Here is an 18,877-nt window from a genome sequence, read left to right as displayed (position 1 = left end):
TCCATTCGGAGGCTTTTAGTTAAAAGTCAGCAGGTGTTTTAAACGTCATTGGCGTACCGAAGCTTGGGTGGCTTATGGTAAGCATTTCGGCATGCAGTTGCAGACGAGGTGCCATTGCCAGCGCCTCAGGCGTGGCGTAGAAGCGGTCACCAAGGATCGGGTGCCCGAGCGCCTGCATATGGACACGCAGCTGGTGCGAGCGCCCGGTAATCGGTTTTAGCTGTACGCGGGCGGAATTATCCGCTGCGTATTCCAGCACCTGATATTCCGTCTGAGCCGCTTTCCCTGTTTCGTAGCACACCTTCTGCTTAGGCCTATTTGGCCAATCGCAAATCAGCGGCAAATCCACCATGCCTTTCTCCGGCTGCGGATGGCCCCAAACGCGAGCCACGTACTGCTTCTTCGGCTCGCGTTCGCGGAACTGGCGTTTGAGTTCACGCTCCGCCGCTTTGGTTAACGCGACAACAATAACGCCGCTGGTCGCCATATCAAGCCGATGGACCGATTCTGCCAGCGGATAGTCGCGCTGGACGCGCGTCATTACGCTGTCTTTGTGCTCATCAAGACGCCCGGGAACCGACAACAGGCCGCTGGGCTTGTTGACCACCATGATGTGCTCATCCTGGTAAAGGATGTGCAGCCACGGTTCAGTTGGCGGGTTGTACGGTTCCATCAACATTTACTCTGCATCCTTCAAGTCACAGCTGAGTTTGCTGCTCTTGTTTATCCCGGTCACTGGCTCAAGTCAGCGACCGGGAATGCTTTCTTTTGCCGCTTTGCTACAACTCGAATGGTTTGAGTAAAGCGACGTCTATTTACTGGTGGGTAACGACAATCAGGCGAAGCGCATCCAGGCGCCAGTTAGCCTGGCTCAGGGCTTCCATCACCTGCTGACGGTTGCTTTCAATTGCCGCAAGTTCGTCATCACGGATGTTAGGGTTGACCGCCTTCAGCGCTTCCAGACGCGACAGTTCCGCACTCAGTTTCTCATCGGCCTCTTCGCGAGCAGAGTCGATCAGCTCTCGTGCTGCGCTGGCGACTTTCTCTTCGGCCAGTTGCAGAATGGCATGAACGTCGGGCTGCACCGCATTGACGAGTTTGCTGCCGGTGTGGCGGTTAACCGCACTTAGCTGGCGGTTGAAGCTTTCAAACTCCACCTGTGCCGCAAGGTTGGTGCCATTTTTATCAACCAGCATACGCACCGGCGTTGGCGGCAGGAAGCGGTTAAGCTGCAACTGTTTAGGCGCTTTCGCCTCAACAACGTAGACCAGCTCAAGCAGCAGCGTGCCTACCGGCAGCGCCTTGTTCTTCAGCAGAGACAGGGCGCAGCTCCCGGTATCGCCGGAAAGGATCAGATCCAGGCCGTTACGGATGATCGGGTGTTCCCAGGTAACAAACTGCGCGTCTTCGCGCGAAAGCGCCACATCACGTTCGAAGGTAATGGTGCAGCCATCTTCCGGCAGGCCCGGGAAGTCCGGCACCAGCATATGGTCGGACGGCGTCAGCACAACCATGTTGTCGCCGCGATCGTCCTGATTGATACCGACGATGTCGAACAGGTTCATCGCAAAGCTAACGAGGTTGGTATCGTTATCCTGCTCTGAAATAGCCTGTGCCAGCGCCTGGGCTTTTTCGCCGCCGTTAGAGTGGATCTCCAGCAGGCGGTCACGGCCCTGTTCAAGCTGAATTTTCAGCGCATCGTGCTGCTCGCGGCACTGTTTAATCAGACCATCAAAGCCTTCGGTATTTTCCGGGGAGGCAAGGTACTCGATAAGCTGCGGGTAGACGCTATCGTAAATGGTGCGGCCGGTCGGGCAGGTATGCTCGAAGGCATCCAGGCCCGCGTGATACCAGTCAACCAGTACCGACTGCGCGGTTTTCTCCAGATAAGGAACGTGGATCTGGATATCGTGCGCCTGGCCGATACGGTCGAGGCGGCCGATACGCTGTTCCAGCAGATCCGGGTTAAACGGCAGATCAAACATCACCAACTGGCTGGCAAACTGGAAGTTACGCCCTTCAGAGCCGATTTCGGAGCACAGCAGGACCTGAGCGCCGGTGTCTTCTTCCGCAAACCAGGCGGCTGCGCGGTCGCGTTCGATAATTGACATGCCTTCATGGAACACGGCGGCACGAATGCCTTCGCGCTCGCGCAGAACCTGCTCAAGCTGTAGCGCGGTGGCGGCTTTGGCACAGATAACCAGCACTTTTTGCGAGCGGTGGCTGGTCAGGTAGCCCATCAGCCATTCGACGCGCGGATCGAAGTTCCACCAGGTGCCGGTATCGCCTTCGAATTCCTGATAAATCTGCTCCGGATAAAGCATATCGCGGGCGCGTTCCTCAACGGACTTGCGCGCCGCCATGATGCCGGAAACTTTAATTGCCGTTTGATACTGCGTTGGCAGCGGCAGGCGAATGGTATGCAGTTCGCGTTTCGGGAAGCCTTTCACGCCGTTACGGGTGTTACGGAACAGCACGCGGCTGGTGCCGTGGCGGTCCATCAGCATAGAGATCAGCTCCTGACGAGCGGCCTCGCTGCCTTCGCGATCGCTATTGGCGGTTTGCAGCAGCGGCTCGATATCCTGCTCGCCGATAAGCTCGCCCATGGTGTTGAGCTGCTCGTCAGTCAGGCGATCGCCCGCCAGCAGCAGAGCAACGGCGTCCGCAACCGGACGGTAATGCTGCTGCTCTTCAACGAACATCTCGAAGTCATGGAAGCGGTTAGGATCAAGCAGGCGCAGACGCGCAAAGTGGCTTTCCATTCCCAGCTGTTCCGGCGTTGCCGTCAGCAGCAGCACGCCGGGTACGTGTTCGGCCAGCTGTTCGATGGCCTGGTATTCGCGGCTCGGTGCGTCTTCGCTCCACACCAGATGGTGGGCTTCATCGACAACCAGCAGATCCCATTCCGCTTCGCACAGGTTTTCAAGGCGCTGTTTGCTGCGGCGCACAAAGTCGAGCGAACAGATGACCAGCTGTTCGGTATCAAACGGATTGCTGCTGTCGTGCTGGGCTTCGGCATAGCGTTCGTCATCAAACAGGGCGAAACGCAGGTTGAAGCGGCGCAGCATTTCAACTAGCCACTGATGTTGCAGGGTTTCCGGCACCACGATAAGCACACGCTCGGCGCTGCCTGCCAACAGTTGCTGGTGGATTATCATCCCGGCTTCGATGGTTTTGCCCAGGCCAACTTCATCGGCGAGCAGGACGCGCGGCGCATGGCGGCGGCCTACATCGTGGGCAATATTCAGCTGGTGCGGGATAAGACTGGTGCGCATGCCGCGCAGTCCGCTCCAGATCTGGCGAGATTGTTCGCTCTGATATTTGCGCGCGCGAAAACGTAGCGCAAAACGGTCCATGCGGTCGATTTGCCCGGCAAACAGGCGATCCTGAGGCTTGCTGAACACCAGCTTGCTGTCGAGAAACACTTCGCGTAGCAGAACGCTTTGTTCTTCGGTGTCGAGGCGGGTACCAAGGTAGGCGAGTAAACCCTTTTCTTCCTTAACTTCATCAACTTTTAGCTGCCAGCCTTCATGGCTGGTAATGATGTCGCCCGGGTTAAACATCACGCGGGTGATAGGCGAGTCATTTCTGGCATACAGACGATTTTCACCCGTTGCCGGGAATAGCAGAGTAACCATGCGCGTATCGAGCGCCACAACGGTTCCCAGTCCCAGTTCGCTTTCGGTATCGCTGATCCAACGTTGACCAAGTGTAAAAGGCATAAGTTTTCGGCTCTATTTCAGTGACTTAAATTTGCAGGCAATAGCATGACTACCGCGCACAAGGGGCGCAGTCGTTTAAAATTGGGTCTATGGATTCGGAGAAGGGCGCTATGGTACTGGATGGCAACGGATTCGTCACCTGCTTGTCACACCCCGAGTCTATTAAAATAGCCCCATTTGCCCCGTCATCAGTGTAGCAAAGTCATCCTCAAGGAAGGGCAAAATCCCTTCGGCCACCGGCTGTAGCTGGCGCGTCAGGTAATGATCGTAATCCAGAGGGGCCTGCTGGTAATCCACAGGCTCGGGGCCGTTTAGCGTCATCACATATTTTATTGTACCGCGGTTTTGGTACTGCGCCGGGCGCCCAAGCCGTTGGTTATGTTCGTCGGCAAGTCGGGCGGCGCGGACGTGAGGCGGGACATTTTTCTGGTATTCACTTAGCGGGCGGCGCAGCCTTTTGCGATAAATCAGCTGGGTGTCCAGCTCGCCCGCCATCAGGCTGGCAATCGTCTCACGAATATAATCCTGATAGGGCTCGTTGCGGAAAATCCGCAGGTACAGCGTTTGCTGGAACTGTTGGGCGAGGGGCGTCCAGTCCGTGCGCACCGTTTCCAGCCCCTTGAACACCATGCGCTGAGCGTCGCCCTCCTGAATCATCCCGGCATAGCGTTTTTTACTGCCCTGATCCGTTCCTCTGATGGTCGGCATCAGGAAACGGCTGAAATGGGTTTCGTACTCCAGCTCCAGCGCACAGCTGAGGTTTTGTGTGTTCTTCAGGTGCTCGCGCCACCAGTTATTAACGTGCTCAACCAGTTGGTTACCGATGCGCGCCGCATCCTGCTCGGTGTGTGCCTTTTTAAGCCAGATAAAGGTTGAATCCGTATCGCCATAAATCACGTCATACCCGCAGGCTTCTATTAATTCCCTGGTCTGGCGCATGATCTCATGTCCACGCATGGTGATCGATGAGGCAAGACGGGGATCGAAAAAGCGGCAGGCGCTGGTGCCCAGCACGCCATAAAAGGCGTTCATGATTATTTTCAACGCCTGGGACAGAGGTTTATTGCCCCGGCGTTTTGCTTCGTCTCGGCCGTGCCATATTTGGCCGACTATTTCCGGCAGGCAGTGTTTTTCGCGGGAGAACCACCCGCCAATAAAACCTTCAACAGCGTGCACGGAGTCCGGCTGCGCGGTGCCTTCGACCAGCCCGACAGGATCGATTAAAAAGGTGCGAATGATAGACGGGTAGAGGCTTTTATAATCCAGCACCAGCACCGAGTCGTACAGCCCGGGGCGGGAATCCATAACGTAGCCGCCGGGGCTTGCCTGCGGCGGCACTTCACCAAGGTTAGGTGCGACATAACCGGCGCGGTGCATACGCGGGAAATAGAGATGGCTGAATGCCGCTACCGAGCCGCCGTGCTTGTCCAGAGGCAGTCCGTTCACCGAAGCGCGCTCCAGCAGGAACGGCATCAGCTCGGTTTTATGGAAAATCCGCGTAACCAGCTCGCAGTCTTTGAGGTTATAGGTTGCCAGGGCGGGCTTATCCTCGGCAAAGCGGCGATCGATCTCATCCATTCGCTCCCATGGGTTATCGATAGATTTGCCTTCTCCCAGCAGCTCGCGTGAGACGGTTTCCAGAGAAAAAGAGGAAAAATTCCAGAATGCGGATTTCAGGGCTTCAATACCGTCGATGATTACCCGCCCGGCAATCTGGGCGAAGAATACGCCCTGTTTGAAACCGTGCTCGCGCCATTCCAGCAGGCTGTTGCCACGGCCCAGCCGCAGCGGTACCTGATAGCGTTCTGCCATTTTTTGCAGCACCCGCAGGTCGAACTGCACCACGTTCCAGCCTATCAGGACGTCGGGATCGTGTTCGGCAAACCAGGCGTTGAGCTTTTCAAGCAGCAGAGGGCGGCTGGCAACATATTCCAGCGTGAAATCCAAACTGGAGGCCTCGCCGTTCTCCGGCCCCAGCATGTAGACGTGGCGCTGACCGCAGCCCTCAAGGCCGATGCAGTAAAGCTCGCCGTGGCGGTTGGTTTCGATATCCAGCGATACCCATTTCAGCGGCGGGCGATATTCCGGGGCCGGCTTCAGGCGCGTGTCGAGCAGCACTTCGCCCTGAGGCTGGCCGCTGAACCAGACCGGGGCGGTGATAAAGCGCTCCATCAGGAAACGCTCCGGCGGGCGGATGTCCGCTTCGTAAACCGTTACGCCGCCGTCCCGCAGCAGTTTCTCAAACCTGATGAGCTGGCGGTGTTGGTGGCAATAAAGACCGGCCACCGGCTGACGGTGGAAATCTTTTAGCTCAAGCGGAGTGAGGCGGAACTGGCTTTCGCCTGCCAGCAAACGCTGCGCCTGCGCCAGCTGTGCCTGCGGAATAAAAGCCACGGACTCCTGCGGCGGCAGGCGCACTTTTTGCGGGCCAGCATCGGTGGCCAGCCAGAAATCAACTTCGGTTCCGCGTGGAGTATCCCGCCAGTGTCTGGTCAGCAGAAACCCCTGACGAGCTTGAGACACGCTGCATTCTCTCTCAGGAAAAGTGCTTCGATTATAGTCCATTTTGCGGGTGATTACTGCATTTATATACAGTGTTGTCGAGCGATGCCGCAAACCATCCGGAACTTTCCCGGCTATTATTTATTCATATAAATGATACCTTGACGGCCATCACGTTAATTCTGGAGAATCCCCCGCTCGTTTATCGACGGAAAGCCTATGGAAGCCTTACTGGAACACTTTATTACGCAGTCAGTAGCATATTCGCTTTTCGCGGTGATGCTGGTGGCCTTCTTTGAGTCGCTGGCGCTGGTGGGGCTTATCCTGCCGGGCACGGTGATGATGGCGGGGCTTGGCGCGCTTATCGGCAGCGGGCAGGTCAATTTTTACTATGCATGGGGCGCAGGAATTGTAGGCTGTCTGCTGGGCGACTGGATTTCATTCTGGCTGGGGCAGCGTTTTAAAGGGCCGCTGCACCGCTGGTCGTTTATGAAGAAAAACAAGGCGCTGCTGGATAAAACCGAGCACGCCCTGCATCAGCACAGCATGTTTACCATCCTGGTTGGGCGGTTTGTTGGCCCGACGCGGCCGCTGGTGCCGATGGTTGCCGGAATGCTGGACTTGCCGCTGGCTAAGTTTCTGCCGCCGAATATCATTGGCTGCCTGCTCTGGCCTCCGCTCTATTTTATGCCCGGTATTTTGGCCGGCGCGGCGATAGACATTCCGGCAGATATGAAGAGCGCCAGCTTTAAGTGGCTGCTGCTGGCGGTGGCGCTGCTGTTATGGCTGGCCGCCTGGCTGTGCTGGCGTTGGTATCGTAGCGATAAGAGCGGCTCAGATAGGCTTACCCGCTTTCTGCCACGATCGCGTTTACACTGGCTGGCGCCGTTGATGCTGGTGGCCGGAATCGGCAGCCTCGTGGCGCTGCTTCAGCATCCGCTGATGCCGGTTTACTGGGATATTTTGTGGAAGGTTTTATCCCACTAGCGGCCGATACCCAACAGCGTCGAGGCGCTTGCCTCGCCGCTTAGCAGCGTTTTTGTTTCCCCATCCCAGGCTATACGTCCGTCCATAACGACAAGGCTGCGTTCGGCAATGCGCGCCGTATCTTCAGTGCTATGAGAGACCATCAGCAGCGTCAGCCGCTGCTCCCGACACAGCTCATCAAGCAGCTGTAGCATTTCCTGGCGCAGCGCCGGGTCGAGCGCCGAAAAGGGTTCATCCAGCAATAAAATAGGCTGCTGACGCACCAGACAACGGGCCAGCGCCACACGCTGGCGCTGGCCGCCGGAAAGCTGGGACGGCAGACGGTCAAGCATCTCCTGCAACCCCATGCGCTCTGCCATTGCCACCAGCCTGCTCTGCTGCTGCGTATTTAGCTTCATACCGGGGTGCATACCGAGGGCGATGTTTTGCCGAACGGTAAGGTGGCTGAACAGGTTGTTTTCCTGAAATAGCATGGACACAGGGCGAGCCGAAGGCGGCGTTCGGGTATGTTCTTTTCCGTCCAGCTTGATGCTGCCGCTGGCCGGTTCAAGGAAACCGGCAACCAGGCTCAGCAGCGTGCTTTTCCCCGCGCCGCTTGGCCCAAGGATTGCCACGCGTTCACCGGCGGTAACGCGGAGAGAAAAGCGCATGGGTAAATGCTGATACAGCCAGGTTACATCAGTCAGAGTTAGCATCGCGCCCCGGTAATTTTTCAATCAAAGTGAACAGCATAAAGCACAGAAGTAATAGCAACAGCGCCGTCACCGCGCCATCCTGGCTGCGGTAAGAGCCGATTTGCTGGTACAGCCAAAACGGCAGCGTGCGGAAATCTTCATTGCCAAACAACGCAACCACGCCAAAATCGCCGATAGAGAGCACGCAGGCAAACGCCAGCGCCTGAGAAATTGGGATTTTTAGCGCCCTGAGTTCAATAAACCGCAGGCGATTCAAACCGCGAATATTCAGCGACTGGCAGAGCTGCGTATAGCGTTCCGCCACGTCACGCATTGGGTTTTCCAGCACTTTCAGCGCATAGGGAATGGCCATCAGCGCATTGGTAAAAATGACAATTGCATCGGCAGACTGGGGCAGGCCGACGGTATTATTGAGCAGCAGGAAGAAGCCGGTAGCCAGTACGATGCCCGGCATTGCCAAAATTAACATACCGCTTAGTTCTATAGCCTGCCCGGCAAACACTCGCTTGCGCAGCCGCAGTTCACGCGAGCTCCACAGCAGCATCATGGTTAACACAACGCAGATAATTCCGGCGGCAACTGCAATGCGCAGCGAAGTCCAGAGCGCCTGCCAGAGCGCGGCCTGCCGGAGCACGCTGCTCATGCTGCTATTGACTCCGTCGAACATTACCGCCAGCAAAGGCGGGAGCAATAGCAGCAATGCCAGCCCGATGAGCAGGCCATCGCACAGTTTACGGCGCAGAGAATCCTGCGGATCTCGCCAGCCTTGTAGCTGGCTTGAACCCACGGGGATAGCCTTGCTTAGTCTTTGGCTGAGCAGCACCAGCCCAAGGCAGCAAGCCATTTGCAGCAGCGCAAGCAGCGCGGCTCTGGCAGGATCGTAGTCGTAGCTCAGGGCCTGGAAGATAGCCAGTTCGATGGTTGTTGCCTGAGGTCCTCCGCCCAGCGAGAGCACGGTCGCGAAACTGGCAAAGCAGAGCATAAAGATAAGCGCCCCGGCCGGCAGAATTTGCCGCCGCAGCCACGGCCATTCGACGAAGCGAAAGAAATTCCAGCCCTGCATACCCAGCTGCGCGGCCAGCTGGCGCTGCTCTGACGGAATATTATTCAACGCCTGGAGCAGCAGGCGGGTGGCCATCGGCATGTTGAAAAAAACATGCGCGAGAAGGATGCCCTGTAAGCCGTAAGGCGAGAAATGCCACTCGAGGCCAAGCAAGCTGCAAAGCGTTGCCAGCCAGCCTTCGCGCCCGTAAACCGAGAGAATGCCGAATACCGCGACAAGCACCGGCAGCACCAGCGTCATGGCGCACAGCCGCAGCAGCGCCATACGGCCTGGAAAACGCCGTCGATAAAGCGCCCGAGCTAAAAAGATAGCCGGGAAAACGGAGAGTGCGGCGGAAAGAAAGGCCTGCCAGAAAGAGAAGCGCAGAACATGCCAGATATAGCTGTCCTGCAGCAGCGCGGAGACGTCCGTTTGCGGAGCGTTAAACCACAGCGCAAGGAAAGCCGCCAGGGCTACCGCCACCACCAGCGTGGCGGCAAATAGCCCTGGAAAGAGCCAGCCGGGGATCAGCGGCTGACGGCGCGTTGCCATTCACTAATCCAGGTTGCTCGTTGGGCCGCGACCTGCTGAGGCGTAAACTCCAGCGTGGTTTGCGGTTTCACCAGCCCGTCAAAACCAGCGGGTAATTTCACGTCGGTTACCGGATACATCCAGTTGCCGGTAGCGATAGTGTTCTGGAACCCAGGGGGGGTAATGAATTTGATAAATTTCTCCGCCAGCTCGGGCTGTTTGCTGCTGGCAAGACGCCCGGCAACTTCAACCTGCAGGTAGTGGCCTTCACTGAAGTACGCGGCTGCGTAGTTGTCTTTCTTCTCTTCAATGATGTGGTAAGCCGGGGAGGTGGTGTAGCTCATGACCAGGTCGGCTTCACCTTTGAGGAACAGGCCATAAGCTTCGCTCCAGCCTTTGGTGACGGTGACGGTTTTTTTCGCCAGCTTCTGCCAGGCTTCTGGCGCTTTGTCGCCATACACTTTCTGCATCCAGAGCAGCAAACCCAGCCCCGGCGTGCTGGTACGTGGGTCCTGATAAATCACTTTCCATTTCTGGTCGCTTTCGACCAGCTCTTTCAGGCTTTTCGGCGGGTTTTTCAGCTTGTTTTTGTCATAAACAAAAGCGAAGTAGCCGTAATCATAAGGAACAAACGTGCTGTTTTTCCAGCCGCCGGGCACTTTCAGGCTAGCGGTATCGATATTGGATGGCGCAAACAGTTTAGTTTGTGAAGCCGCGTCCAGCAGGTTGTTGTCCAGCCCCAGCACCACGTCAGCCTTGCTGTTTTTACCTTCCATGCGCACGCGGTTGAGCAGCGACACGCCGTCTTCCAGCGCGACAAATTTCAGTTCGCAGTTACAGTCGGCCTCAAACGCTTTTTTAACCGCCGGGCCAGGGCCCCAGTCGGCGGAAAATGAGTCGTAGGTGTAAACGGTTAATACGGGCTTAGCAAAAACGGGAGCGGCGACCAGCGCCAGCAGCGGCAGTAATTTTTTGAACACTTCGCACCTCTTATAAAAGGGGGCAAAGGAATTGAGCGGACTGTCTCAAATCCCTTCGCCGGCGTTATCCGGATCAGGTTCGACGGGTATTATCTCAGCGCGGACAATTTGTCCTGGCACCCCGTTGAGCAGGGAGGATTCTACTGATTTCCTCTGTGTTACGAAAGCGTTATGGACCGGGTGGCGCAAACCAGGCTGATTTAAAATCAAACCAGCCGAGGGTGTTCATTCTTACCCCGCGCATACTGCGCTGACCTTCGATGCGCAACCAGTGGTGAATCAAGGGCATAACGTCGTTTCGCTCCAGCATTTGCTTGCACCATTCCGGCAGAGGAAGGGTTTTTCCGTGCCAGCGGCGTGCGTCGCCCTGCCAGTCCAGCGGCATGCATTTTTGGATAAGCGGCACTTCATATAGCTGGGCAAACAGGGAATATTCCAGCGGCATCGTAAAGTTAACGCTGTTCAGCCAGATATCGCTTTGCGCATCGCCCTGGTGCCACTCGGCGTAATCGACTTCCTGGATAATCAGCTTCACGCCCTGCTCGGCCAGCAGTTCGGTCATGATATTGCTGATAACGCGGTGTTCTACATGGTCGCGGTAGTAGGTGAGGGTAATGCTTTCGAGGCCAGCAGGCCTGGCGGGCAGCGGGCCGGGGCGCGAATGATGCCAGCGCGGCAGCAGGCCGTAGGCAGGGAACCAGTATTGCTGATACTGCTCGGCCGCACGGTAAATGAGATTGACCGGCGAAAGGATGTGGCCAATCCACTGGCGTACGCCTTCGTGAACCCCGAGCGTGGAGCGGCTGTCGAACAGCAGGTAGTAGCAGCCTTCTTCGGGGCGGCTTTCAACGGCTTTTTCGCTGTCCGGCATGCCCTGTAGCTGCACGCCGCAGCTCGACTCTTCCCCCACCTCCGGCAGTACCCAGAAGTTAACCTCATCAATCAGCGCCCGGAAGCCGAAGTAATCATCAAATGCATGGATCTTCAGCTGGTTGCGATTATTACGGGCGACGGAATAAGGCCCTGTGCCAACGGGTTGGCTGGCAAAATCCGGCATCGTCGTCCATTCGCGCGGCAGGATCATGGCGTTAACGCTACCCAGCAGCCACGGCAGCCAGTCATCCGGCTGGCTGAGATGAATATCCAGCGTCCAGGTGGTCGGGGAGGTTATCTGCGTGATGTGGGCAAACAGCGGCAGGGTATTGATGCGCTGTAGCGAGGTAATGATATCCAGCATGTCCAGCTCCCGGCCATGATGGAAATGAATGCCGGGGCGGAGAAAGAAGCGCCAGCGTAAAGGGGATATTTGCTGCCAGTGATGGGCAATATCCGCTTCCAGTTCCCCATTTTCCTCATTTATACGCGTCAGGCCGCTAAAAATTTGCCTTGCGATATGGGTTTCGGAGCGCCGCAGCGCCGAGCCGGGCAGCAGGTTAAGCAGCGGGCGGTAGTAAAGCACACGCAAAATATGGCGGCCCTGGCGGAAGCTGCGTCCCAAATGGGAGATAAGCATCTGGCGCACAGCCGCCTTATCGCCAACGATTTGAACCAGCTGATCGATGCGATCCTGCTCGAGCAAATCTTCGGCTCGCTGTTGCTGAAGCGCCAGCCCGGTATAGAGAAAGGTGAGCTGCGAGCGTTTGCCGCGGCCCGCTTCGGCCTGCCAGCTTAGCCAGCCTTTTTCCTGCATGGCGTTCAGCAATGTGCGCATATGGCGACGTGAACAGCTCAGCAGCTCGGCCAGATCATTAAGCGTAGTTTCCTGTGGTTTGCCCTCGCAGCACTGCCACAGGCGGATGAATTGTTGTTGCAGACGTGACGAAGACATAAAAGAGGAACTCCCGCTGGAAACTCATCAATTTAACTATCCCTATATTACGTCAATAATCATCGGCGATGAAGCGAGGAGGTGTTTATGATGCGGTCATCACCTGTGAAGTTTTTCCAACAGTACTTTGCTGCGACACAATCTGTTCGTTCTGGATGGCTGGCTCGCCTGACGGTAGAGCAAAGACTAAGGATGCTCGAAGACTTGATGCAGTGGGAGGTTACAACCCCGATGCCCGAAAATACCCCCGCGCCGACTCATGTGTGACTGAGTATTGGTGCTTTTCACCGGCCAGCAGCTGTTTACTGCTGGCTTTTTTCGTTTAAAATTTACGCGCTTAGCCTCTGCCTCCGACTCCTTGGCCTTTTAAGGACATTCCATGCTCTGGTTTTTGACCCGCGCACGTCGTTTTAACCCGGTATATGCCGCTTTTATGGCTGTCGCTTTTATGATGGGGATAGCGGGTGCGCTACAGGCCCCAACGCTTAGCCTCTTTTTAACACGAGAAGTTGAGGTGCGCCCGTTCTGGGTCGGGCTGTTCTACACCGTCAACGCCATCGCCGGGATAGCCGTCAGCCTACTGCTGGCAAAGAGATCGGACAGCCAGGGCGACAGGCGCAAGCTGATTATGGTGTGCTGTGTGATGGCGGTTGCGAACTGCATTTTGTTTGCTTTTAACCGCCACTATCTGACGTTGATTACCGTTGGTGTGATGTTCGCCTCCATTGCTAACACCGCTATGCCGCAAATCTTTGCCCTGGCGCGTGAATATGCTGACCGCTCCGCGCGGGAAGTGGTGATGTTCAGCTCGGTGATGCGCGCCCAGCTCTCGCTTGCCTGGGTGATTGGCCCGCCGCTCTCTTTTATGCTGGCGCTGAAATACGGCTTTACCACCATGTTTCTTATTGCCGCCGGGATTTTTGTTATCTCGCTGGCGCTGATTGTTTTTGCTTTGCCTTCGGTTGCCAGGGTGGAGCAACCCGCCGAAGTCGCCATAACACAGGTCAGCGGCTGGAAGGACAGCAATGTCCGCATGCTGTTTATTGCCTCAATGCTGATGTGGACCTGCAACACCATGTACATCATCGATATGCCGCTGTGGATAAGCCAGGATCTCGGCCTGCCGGACGAGCTAGCGGGCCTATTAATGGGCACCGCCGCCGGGCTGGAAATCCCGGCGATGATTCTGGCGGGCTACTACGTGAAGCGCTTCGGTAAGCGAAACATGATGGTGGTCGCGGTGGCGGCTGGCGTGCTGTTTTACCTCGGGCTGATTTTCTTTCACGGTAAGGCGGCGCTGCTGGCCTTGCAGCTGTTTAACGCGGTGTTTATCGGCATTATTGCCGGGATCGGTATGTTGTGGTTCCAGGACTTAATGCCCGGCAGGCCGGGGTCTGCTACTACGTTATTTACCAACAGTATTTCAACGGGCGTCATTCTGGCGGGGATTTTACAGGGCGCGCTGGCGGAGAGTTTTGGTCACTATTCGGTGTACTGGCTGATGGCGGGGCTGGCTGTTGTTGCGCTTTACCTCACCAGCCGGGTTAAGAATGTTTGATAATTTTAGCCCTCTCCCGGAAAAGGAGAGGGCTAAGCGTTACTGCATAAAGGCCGGTAATTTTTGCTCGTAGCCGGAAATAGCGGCTTCGTGCTGCAATGTCAGGCCGATGCTGTCCAGACCGTTTAACATACAGTGACGGCGGAAGCTGTCGAGCTCGAACGAGTAGCTTTTCTCGCCTGCCTGAACGGTTTTCGCCTCCAGATCTACCACAAACTTAATCCCCGGCTGAGCGGCGACAAGCTTAAACAGCTCGTCCACCTGCTCGTCGCTCAGAATGACCGGCAGCAGCTGGTTGTTAAACGAGTTGCCGTAGAAGATATCGGCGAAGCTCGGGGCGATAACCACTTTAAAACCGTAGTCGGTCAACGCCCAGGGCGCATGCTCGCGGGAAGAGCCGCAGCCAAAGTTTTCACGCGCCAGCAGAATAGAAGCGCCTTTAAACTCAGGGTAGTTCAGCACGAACTCTGGGTTCGGCTGCTGGCCCGCATCATCCAGAAAACGCCAGTCGTTAAACAGGTGAGCGCCAAAACCGGTGCGGGTAACCTTCTGCAAAAACTGCTTCGGTATAATGGCATCGGTATCGACGTTCGCCGCGTCCAGCGGAACGACCAGGCCTGTATGTTGGATAAATTTCTCTGCCATGGTAGTTCCTCTTATTTCAATGTACGAATATCAGCAAAATGACCGGCAACCGCGGCGGCGGCGGCCATTGCAGGGCTGACCAGATGAGTACGCCCACCGCGGCCCTGGCGACCTTCAAAGTTACGGTTGCTGGTGGAGGCGCAGCGCTCGCCCGGGTTCAGGCGGTCGTTGTTCATAGCCAGGCACATGGAGCAGCCCGGAAGGCGCCATTCAAAACCGGCCTCAATGAAAATTTTGTCCAGACCTTCGGCTTCGGCCTGAGCTTTAACAGGGCCGGAGCCTGGAACCACCATCGCCAGTACGCCGGGAGCAACTTTGCGCCCTTTTGCGATTTCGGCCGCCGCACGCAGGTCTTCGATACGCGAGTTGGTACAGGAGCCGATAAACACTTTATCAATAGCCACTTCGGTCAGCGGGATGCCCGGCTTCAGGCCCATATAGGCCAACGCTTTCTCGGCAGAGGCGCGCTCAACCGGATCGCTGAACGAGTCAGGGTTCGGGATATTGTCGGTCACCGAGATGACCTGGCCTGGGTTGGTTCCCCAGGTTACCTGCGGTGCGATTTCAGCGGCGTCTAACGTTACGGTGGTGTCGAAGTTAGCGCCTTCATCGGTGCTGAAGGTTTTCCAGTAAGCAACCGCATCGTCCCAGTCAGCGCCTTTTGGTGCGTGCAGGCGGCCATTAACATAGTTGAAGGTGGTTTCGTCCGGCGCGACCAGACCCGCCTTAGCACCCATTTCAATAGCCATGTTGCACAGCGTCATGCGGCCTTCCATGCTCAGGGCACGGATAGCTTCCCCGCAGAACTCAACGACGTGGCCGGTACCGCCCGCGCTGCCGGTTTTACCGATGATCGCCAGCACGATATCTTTGGCCGTGATACCGGGTGCTGCGGTGCCTTTGACCTCGATCTTCATAGTCTTAGCGCGTCCCTGTTTCAGGGTCTGTGTTGCCAGCACGTGTTCAACTTCGGAAGTACCGATGCCGAACGCCAGCGCGCCAAAAGCGCCGTGGGTGGCGGTGTGGGAGTCGCCGCACACGATGGTCATGCCCGGCAGAGTAATGCCCTGTTCCGGCCCCATCACGTGGACAATGCCCTGGTAAGGGTGGTTCAAATCGTACAGTTCAACGCCAAACTCTTTGCAGTTCTTCATCAACTCCTGCATCTGAATGCGGGCCATCTCGCCGGAAGCGTTGATGTCTTTGGTCTGGGTTGAAACGTTGTGATCCATGGTGGCGAAAGTCTTCCCCGGCTGGCGCACAGGGCGGCCGTGGGCGCGCAGGCCGTCGAATGCCTGTGGAGAGGTCACTTCATGCACCAGATGGCGGTCGATGTACAGCAGCGGCGTCTCTTCCGGGGCTTCAAAGACCACATGGGCGTCGTACAATTTCTGATATAAGGTCTTAGCCATGATTACTTCCCCTGAGCCACGTAGCGGGCAATGATATCGCCCATTTCGTCGGTGCTGATTGCTTTACCATCACGGGCTAAGTCGCCGGTGCGGTGGCCTTCTTCTAACGCGCGGTTAATTGCGCCTTCGATAGCCTGAGCGGCCTGTTCCGCATTCAGGCTGTAGCGCAGCAGCAGCGCCAGCGACAGGATTTGCGCGATAGGGTTGGCGATGTTCTTGCCTGCGATGTCCGGCGCGGAACCGCCCGCAGGTTCGTACAGGCCAAAGCCCTGCTCGTTCAGGCTGGCGGACGGCAGCATCCCCATGGAACCGGTTATCATCGCGCACTCGTCGGACAAAATATCGCCAAACAAGTTGGAGCACAGCAGCACGTCAAACTGAGAAGGATCTTTAATTAACTGCATGGTGGCGTTGTCGATATACATATGGGACAGCGACACGTCAGGGTATTCTTTGCCGATTTCGTTGACGATTTCCCGCCACAACAGCGAAGTTTGCAGCACGTTCGCTTTGTCGATAGAGGTCACTTTACCGCGGCGTTTACGCGCGGATTCAAAAGCGATACGGGCGATTCGCTCGATCTCAAAGCGGTGGTAAACCTCAGTATCGTAGGCTTTTTCGTGCATGCCGCTGCCTTCGCGGCCCTTAGGCTGGCCGAAGTAAATCCCGCCGGTCAGTTCGCGAACGCACAGAATGTCGAAGCCGTTTGCCGCGATATCGGCGCGCAGCGGGCAAAACTCTTCCAGCCCCTGATACAGACGCGCCGGACGCAGGTTGCTGAACAGTTTGAAATGTTTGCGCAGCGGCAGCAGGGCACCGCGCTCGGGCTGCTCTGCCGGCGGTAAATGTTCCCATTTAGGGCCGCCCACGGAGCCGAATAAAATCGCATCGGCCTGCTCGCAGCCTTCAACCGTTGCCTGCGGCAGCGGGCTGCCGTGACGATCGATAGCCGCACCGCCTACGTCATGCGTGCTGGTGGTGATGCGGATATCAAAGCGGTTACGAACTGCATCCAGTACTTTCAGGGCCTGAGCCATCACTTCCGGGCCAATACCGTCGCCCGGCAAAACTGCAATATGATAATTTTTCGACATTACACGGTTTCCTGATTTTGTTCTTTATTCTGATGTTGAGCTTTGCGTTGCAATTCTTTTTCGACTTCACCGGCGCGCCAGATGTTGTTCAGCACATGCACCATCGCTTTGGCGGATGACTCGACGATGTCGGTAGTCAGGCCGACGCCGTGGAAGCGGCGACCGTTGTAGTTGGCGACGATATCAACCTGGCCCAGCGCGTCTTTACCCTGGCCTTTAGCGCTCAAGCTGTATTTCACCAGCTCAATATCGTATTCGGTGATGCGGTTAATAGCCTGGTACACGGCATCTACAGGGCCGTTGCCGTTTGCCGCTTCGGCCTTAATTTCTTCCCCGCAGGCCAGCTTCACGGAGGCGGTGGCGATGCCGTTGGAGCCTGACTGCACGCTGAAGTAGTCCAGGCGGAAGTGTTCGGGCTCTTCCTGCTGTTTGTTGATGAAGGCCAATGCTTCCAGATCGTAGTCAAAGACCTGGCCTTTTTTATCTGCCAGTTTCAGGAAGGCGTCGTACAGATTATCCAGGCTGTAGTCGTTTTCTTTGTAACCCATTTCATCCATGCGGTGCTTCACGGCCGCACGACCGGAGCGAGAGGTCAGGTTTAACTGCACCTGGTTCAGGCCAATGGATTCCGGGGTCATGATTTCGTAGTTTTCGCGGTTCTTCAGCACGCCGTCCTGGTGAATGCCGGAGGAGTGGGCGAAAGCGCCGGTGCCGACGATGGCTTTGTTAGCCGGGACCGGCATATTGCAGATTTGGCTGACCATCTGGCTGGTGCGCCAGATTTCCTGATGATTGATGCGGGTGTGCAGGTTCATGATGTCCTTGCGCACCTTGATAGCCATTATGACTTCTTCCAGCGAGCAGTTACCCGCGCGCTCGCCGATGCCGTTCATCGCGCCTTCAACCTGGCGAGCACCCGCGTGCACCGCAGCGATGGCGTTGCCGACGGCCAGGCCCAGGTCGTCATGGGTGTGAACGGAGATAATCGCTTTGTCGATATTTGGCACACGCTCATACAGGCCGGTGATGATGTTGGAGAACTCAAACGGCATGGTATAGCCGACGGTGTCCGGGATGTTGATGGTGGTAGCGCCAGCGTTAATCGCGGCTTCTACTACGCGAGCCAGATCGGCGATTGGCGTACGGCCAGCATCTTCACAGGAAAACTCAACATCATCGGTGTAGTTGCGGGCGCGTTTTACCATGTAAACGGCACGCTCGATAACTTCGTCCAGCGTACTGCGCAGCTTGGTGGCAATATGCATCGGCGAAGTGGCGATAAAGGTATGAATTCGGAAAGCTTCGGCAACTTTCAGCGACTCGGCGGCAACATCAATATCTTTCTCTACGCAGCGGGCCAAAGCACAAACACGGCTGTTTTTGATATTACGGGCGATGGTCTGAACGGACTCGAAATCACCCGGAGAGGAGACCGGGAAGCCGACTTCCATTACATCTACGCCCATACGTTCCAGCGCCATGGCTATCTGCAGTTTCTCTTTCACGCTCAGGCTGGCCTGTAATGCCTGCTCACCGTCACGCAATGTAGTATCAAAAATAATAACTTGCTGGCTCATGGTTAGGTCCTTTATCTGTCCTGGGCGCCTTCGCTACGAGCATAAAAAAACCCGCGCATTGGCGCGGGTTTTATTTGTCTGAAGGCTTGAATCAACGCTGATTGTCGCCCACCAGTCTACCGCGCAAATATGATGCGTTTAGTAGTAGACCAAGTAGGCGGATGCTGTGATTCATGTTCAAGCCCTGAGTAATTTCGTGATGTATTAATTGGTACTTGATCTGCTGGCGGCTGTCAACACTTATCCAGACAGGCGCAGCGGGTATGTCGCTTTTCACGGTTTCTCATTCAGAGGAAAACACCAC

15 protein-coding genes and 1 riboswitch are annotated in these 18,877 nt (G+C 56.4%); of the genes, 3 read left to right on the top strand and 12 right to left on the bottom strand.

Annotated features, from left to right (window positions below; genetic code table 11):
* Positions 1-19 precede the first annotated feature (19 nt).
* From rluA to polB, 3 genes are all read right to left on the bottom strand, one after another.
* Positions 20-679 (bottom strand): bifunctional tRNA pseudouridine(32) synthase/23S rRNA pseudouridine(746) synthase RluA, encoded by a 660-nt coding sequence (rluA, locus tag FOC35_RS05405; RefSeq protein ID WP_172568370.1) that lies wholly within the window; start codon positions 677-679, stop codon positions 20-22.
* Between the two features lie 136 nt (positions 680-815).
* The gene (rapA, locus tag FOC35_RS05400; RefSeq protein WP_172568369.1) at positions 816-3,722 is read right to left on the bottom strand and encodes an RNA polymerase-associated protein RapA; all 2,907 of its coding nucleotides are present in this window, start codon (positions 3,720-3,722) and stop codon (positions 816-818) included.
* A gap of 162 nt (positions 3,723-3,884) precedes the next feature.
* Complete coding sequence (gene polB / locus FOC35_RS05395; RefSeq protein WP_172568368.1) at positions 3,885-6,287, bottom strand: DNA polymerase II; 2,403 nt, start codon at positions 6,285-6,287, stop codon at positions 3,885-3,887.
* A gap of 156 nt (positions 6,288-6,443) precedes the next feature.
* Between polB and FOC35_RS05390 the strand changes: the two genes are divergently transcribed.
* Positions 6,444-7,211, top strand: a complete 768-nt coding sequence (locus FOC35_RS05390; RefSeq protein WP_016534868.1) for a DedA family protein — start codon at positions 6,444-6,446, stop codon at positions 7,209-7,211.
* Here FOC35_RS05390 and thiQ read toward each other — a convergent pair.
* The 4 genes from thiQ to sgrR form a co-directional block, all read right to left on the bottom strand.
* Positions 7,208-7,906: a thiamine ABC transporter ATP-binding protein ThiQ gene (gene thiQ / locus FOC35_RS05385; protein ID WP_172568367.1), complete on the bottom strand. Its 699-nt coding sequence runs from the start codon at positions 7,904-7,906 to the stop codon at positions 7,208-7,210. The genes FOC35_RS05390 and thiQ overlap by 4 nt on opposite strands.
* Complete coding sequence (gene thiP, locus FOC35_RS05380) at positions 7,890-9,500, bottom strand: thiamine/thiamine pyrophosphate ABC transporter permease ThiP (RefSeq protein ID WP_172568366.1); 1,611 nt, start codon at positions 9,498-9,500, stop codon at positions 7,890-7,892. The genes thiQ and thiP overlap by 17 nt, the downstream gene beginning before the upstream one ends.
* Entirely contained in the window at positions 9,476-10,459 is a 984-nt protein-coding gene (gene thiB / locus FOC35_RS05375; protein WP_172568365.1) for a thiamine ABC transporter substrate binding subunit, read from the bottom strand. Before thiB ends, thiP begins: the two co-directional genes overlap by 25 nt.
* A 32-nt stretch (positions 10,460-10,491) precedes the next feature.
* A riboswitch (TPP riboswitch) is annotated at positions 10,492-10,593 on the bottom strand.
* A gap of 35 nt (positions 10,594-10,628) precedes the next feature.
* Entirely contained in the window at positions 10,629-12,287 is a 1,659-nt protein-coding gene (gene sgrR, locus FOC35_RS05370) for an HTH-type transcriptional regulator SgrR (RefSeq protein ID WP_039897902.1), read from the bottom strand.
* 87 nt (positions 12,288-12,374) lie between these two features.
* Here sgrR and sgrT point away from each other — a divergent pair, with 87 nt between their 5' ends.
* Positions 12,375-12,554 carry a glucose uptake inhibitor SgrT gene (gene sgrT / locus FOC35_RS05365; RefSeq protein ID WP_039897904.1) on the top strand — a complete coding sequence of 60 codons (180 nt, stop codon included), beginning with the start codon at positions 12,375-12,377 and terminating at the stop codon, positions 12,552-12,554.
* A 112-nt stretch (positions 12,555-12,666) separates the two neighbouring features.
* Complete coding sequence (locus FOC35_RS05360) at positions 12,667-13,845, top strand: sugar efflux transporter (protein ID WP_172568364.1); 1,179 nt, start codon at positions 12,667-12,669, stop codon at positions 13,843-13,845.
* A 39-nt stretch (positions 13,846-13,884) separates the two neighbouring features.
* Here FOC35_RS05360 and leuD read toward each other — a convergent pair whose 3' ends face one another.
* The 5 genes from leuD to leuL form a co-directional block, all read right to left on the bottom strand.
* Complete coding sequence (gene leuD, locus FOC35_RS05355; protein WP_172568363.1) at positions 13,885-14,490, bottom strand: 3-isopropylmalate dehydratase small subunit; 606 nt, start codon at positions 14,488-14,490, stop codon at positions 13,885-13,887.
* A gap of 11 nt (positions 14,491-14,501) precedes the next feature.
* The gene (leuC, locus tag FOC35_RS05350; RefSeq protein WP_016534875.1) at positions 14,502-15,902 is read right to left on the bottom strand and encodes a 3-isopropylmalate dehydratase large subunit; all 1,401 of its coding nucleotides are present in this window, start codon (positions 15,900-15,902) and stop codon (positions 14,502-14,504) included.
* Positions 15,903-15,904: 2 nt separating this feature from the next.
* The gene (gene leuB / locus FOC35_RS05345) at positions 15,905-16,996 is read right to left on the bottom strand and encodes a 3-isopropylmalate dehydrogenase (RefSeq protein WP_172568362.1); all 1,092 of its coding nucleotides are present in this window, start codon (positions 16,994-16,996) and stop codon (positions 15,905-15,907) included.
* The gene (gene leuA / locus FOC35_RS05340; RefSeq protein WP_016534877.1) at positions 16,996-18,573 is read right to left on the bottom strand and encodes a 2-isopropylmalate synthase; all 1,578 of its coding nucleotides are present in this window, start codon (positions 18,571-18,573) and stop codon (positions 16,996-16,998) included. The genes leuB and leuA overlap by 1 nt, the downstream gene beginning before the upstream one ends.
* A 91-nt stretch (positions 18,574-18,664) precedes the next feature.
* The gene (gene leuL / locus FOC35_RS22930; protein ID WP_227318491.1) at positions 18,665-18,748 is read right to left on the bottom strand and encodes a leu operon leader peptide; all 84 of its coding nucleotides are present in this window, start codon (positions 18,746-18,748) and stop codon (positions 18,665-18,667) included.
* Positions 18,749-18,877 lie beyond the last annotated feature (129 nt).

It is taken from the genome of Cedecea sp. FDAARGOS_727 (genome assembly GCF_012273235.1).
Classification (GTDB): Bacteria; Pseudomonadota; Gammaproteobacteria; order Enterobacterales; family Enterobacteriaceae; genus Cedecea; species Cedecea davisae.
The sequence above is the reverse complement of the archived record's forward strand: the minus strand, read 5'-3'. Positions and strand labels throughout refer to the sequence as shown.

What these genes read in the sequence shown, in the direction of transcription:
- rluA (WP_172568370.1), bottom strand. Translation starts at nt 679, where the DNA reads ATGTTGATGGAACCGTACAACCCGCCAACTGAACCGTGGCTGCACATC.
- rapA (WP_172568369.1), bottom strand. Translation starts at nt 3,722, where the DNA reads ATGCCTTTTACACTTGGTCAACGTTGGATCAGCGATACCGAAAGCGAA.
- polB (WP_172568368.1), bottom strand. Translation starts at nt 6,287, where the DNA reads ATGGACTATAATCGAAGCACTTTTCCTGAGAGAGAATGCAGCGTGTCT.
- FOC35_RS05390 (WP_016534868.1), top strand. Translation starts at nt 6,444, where the DNA reads ATGGAAGCCTTACTGGAACACTTTATTACGCAGTCAGTAGCATATTCG.
- thiQ (WP_172568367.1), bottom strand. Translation starts at nt 7,906, where the DNA reads ATGCTAACTCTGACTGATGTAACCTGGCTGTATCAGCATTTACCCATG.
- thiP (WP_172568366.1), bottom strand. Translation starts at nt 9,500, where the DNA reads ATGGCAACGCGCCGTCAGCCGCTGATCCCCGGCTGGCTCTTTCCAGGG.
- sgrR (WP_039897902.1), bottom strand. Translation starts at nt 12,287, where the DNA reads ATGTCTTCGTCACGTCTGCAACAACAATTCATCCGCCTGTGGCAGTGC.
- sgrT (WP_039897904.1), top strand. Translation starts at nt 12,375, where the DNA reads ATGATGCGGTCATCACCTGTGAAGTTTTTCCAACAGTACTTTGCTGCG.
- FOC35_RS05360 (WP_172568364.1), top strand. Translation starts at nt 12,667, where the DNA reads ATGCTCTGGTTTTTGACCCGCGCACGTCGTTTTAACCCGGTATATGCC.
- leuD (WP_172568363.1), bottom strand. Translation starts at nt 14,490, where the DNA reads ATGGCAGAGAAATTTATCCAACATACAGGCCTGGTCGTTCCGCTGGAC.
- leuC (WP_016534875.1), bottom strand. Translation starts at nt 15,902, where the DNA reads ATGGCTAAGACCTTATATCAGAAATTGTACGACGCCCATGTGGTCTTT.
- leuB (WP_172568362.1), bottom strand. Translation starts at nt 16,996, where the DNA reads ATGTCGAAAAATTATCATATTGCAGTTTTGCCGGGCGACGGTATTGGC.
- leuA (WP_016534877.1), bottom strand. Translation starts at nt 18,573, where the DNA reads ATGAGCCAGCAAGTTATTATTTTTGATACTACATTGCGTGACGGTGAG.
- leuL (WP_227318491.1), bottom strand. Translation starts at nt 18,748, where the DNA reads ATGAATCACAGCATCCGCCTACTTGGTCTACTACTAAACGCATCATAT.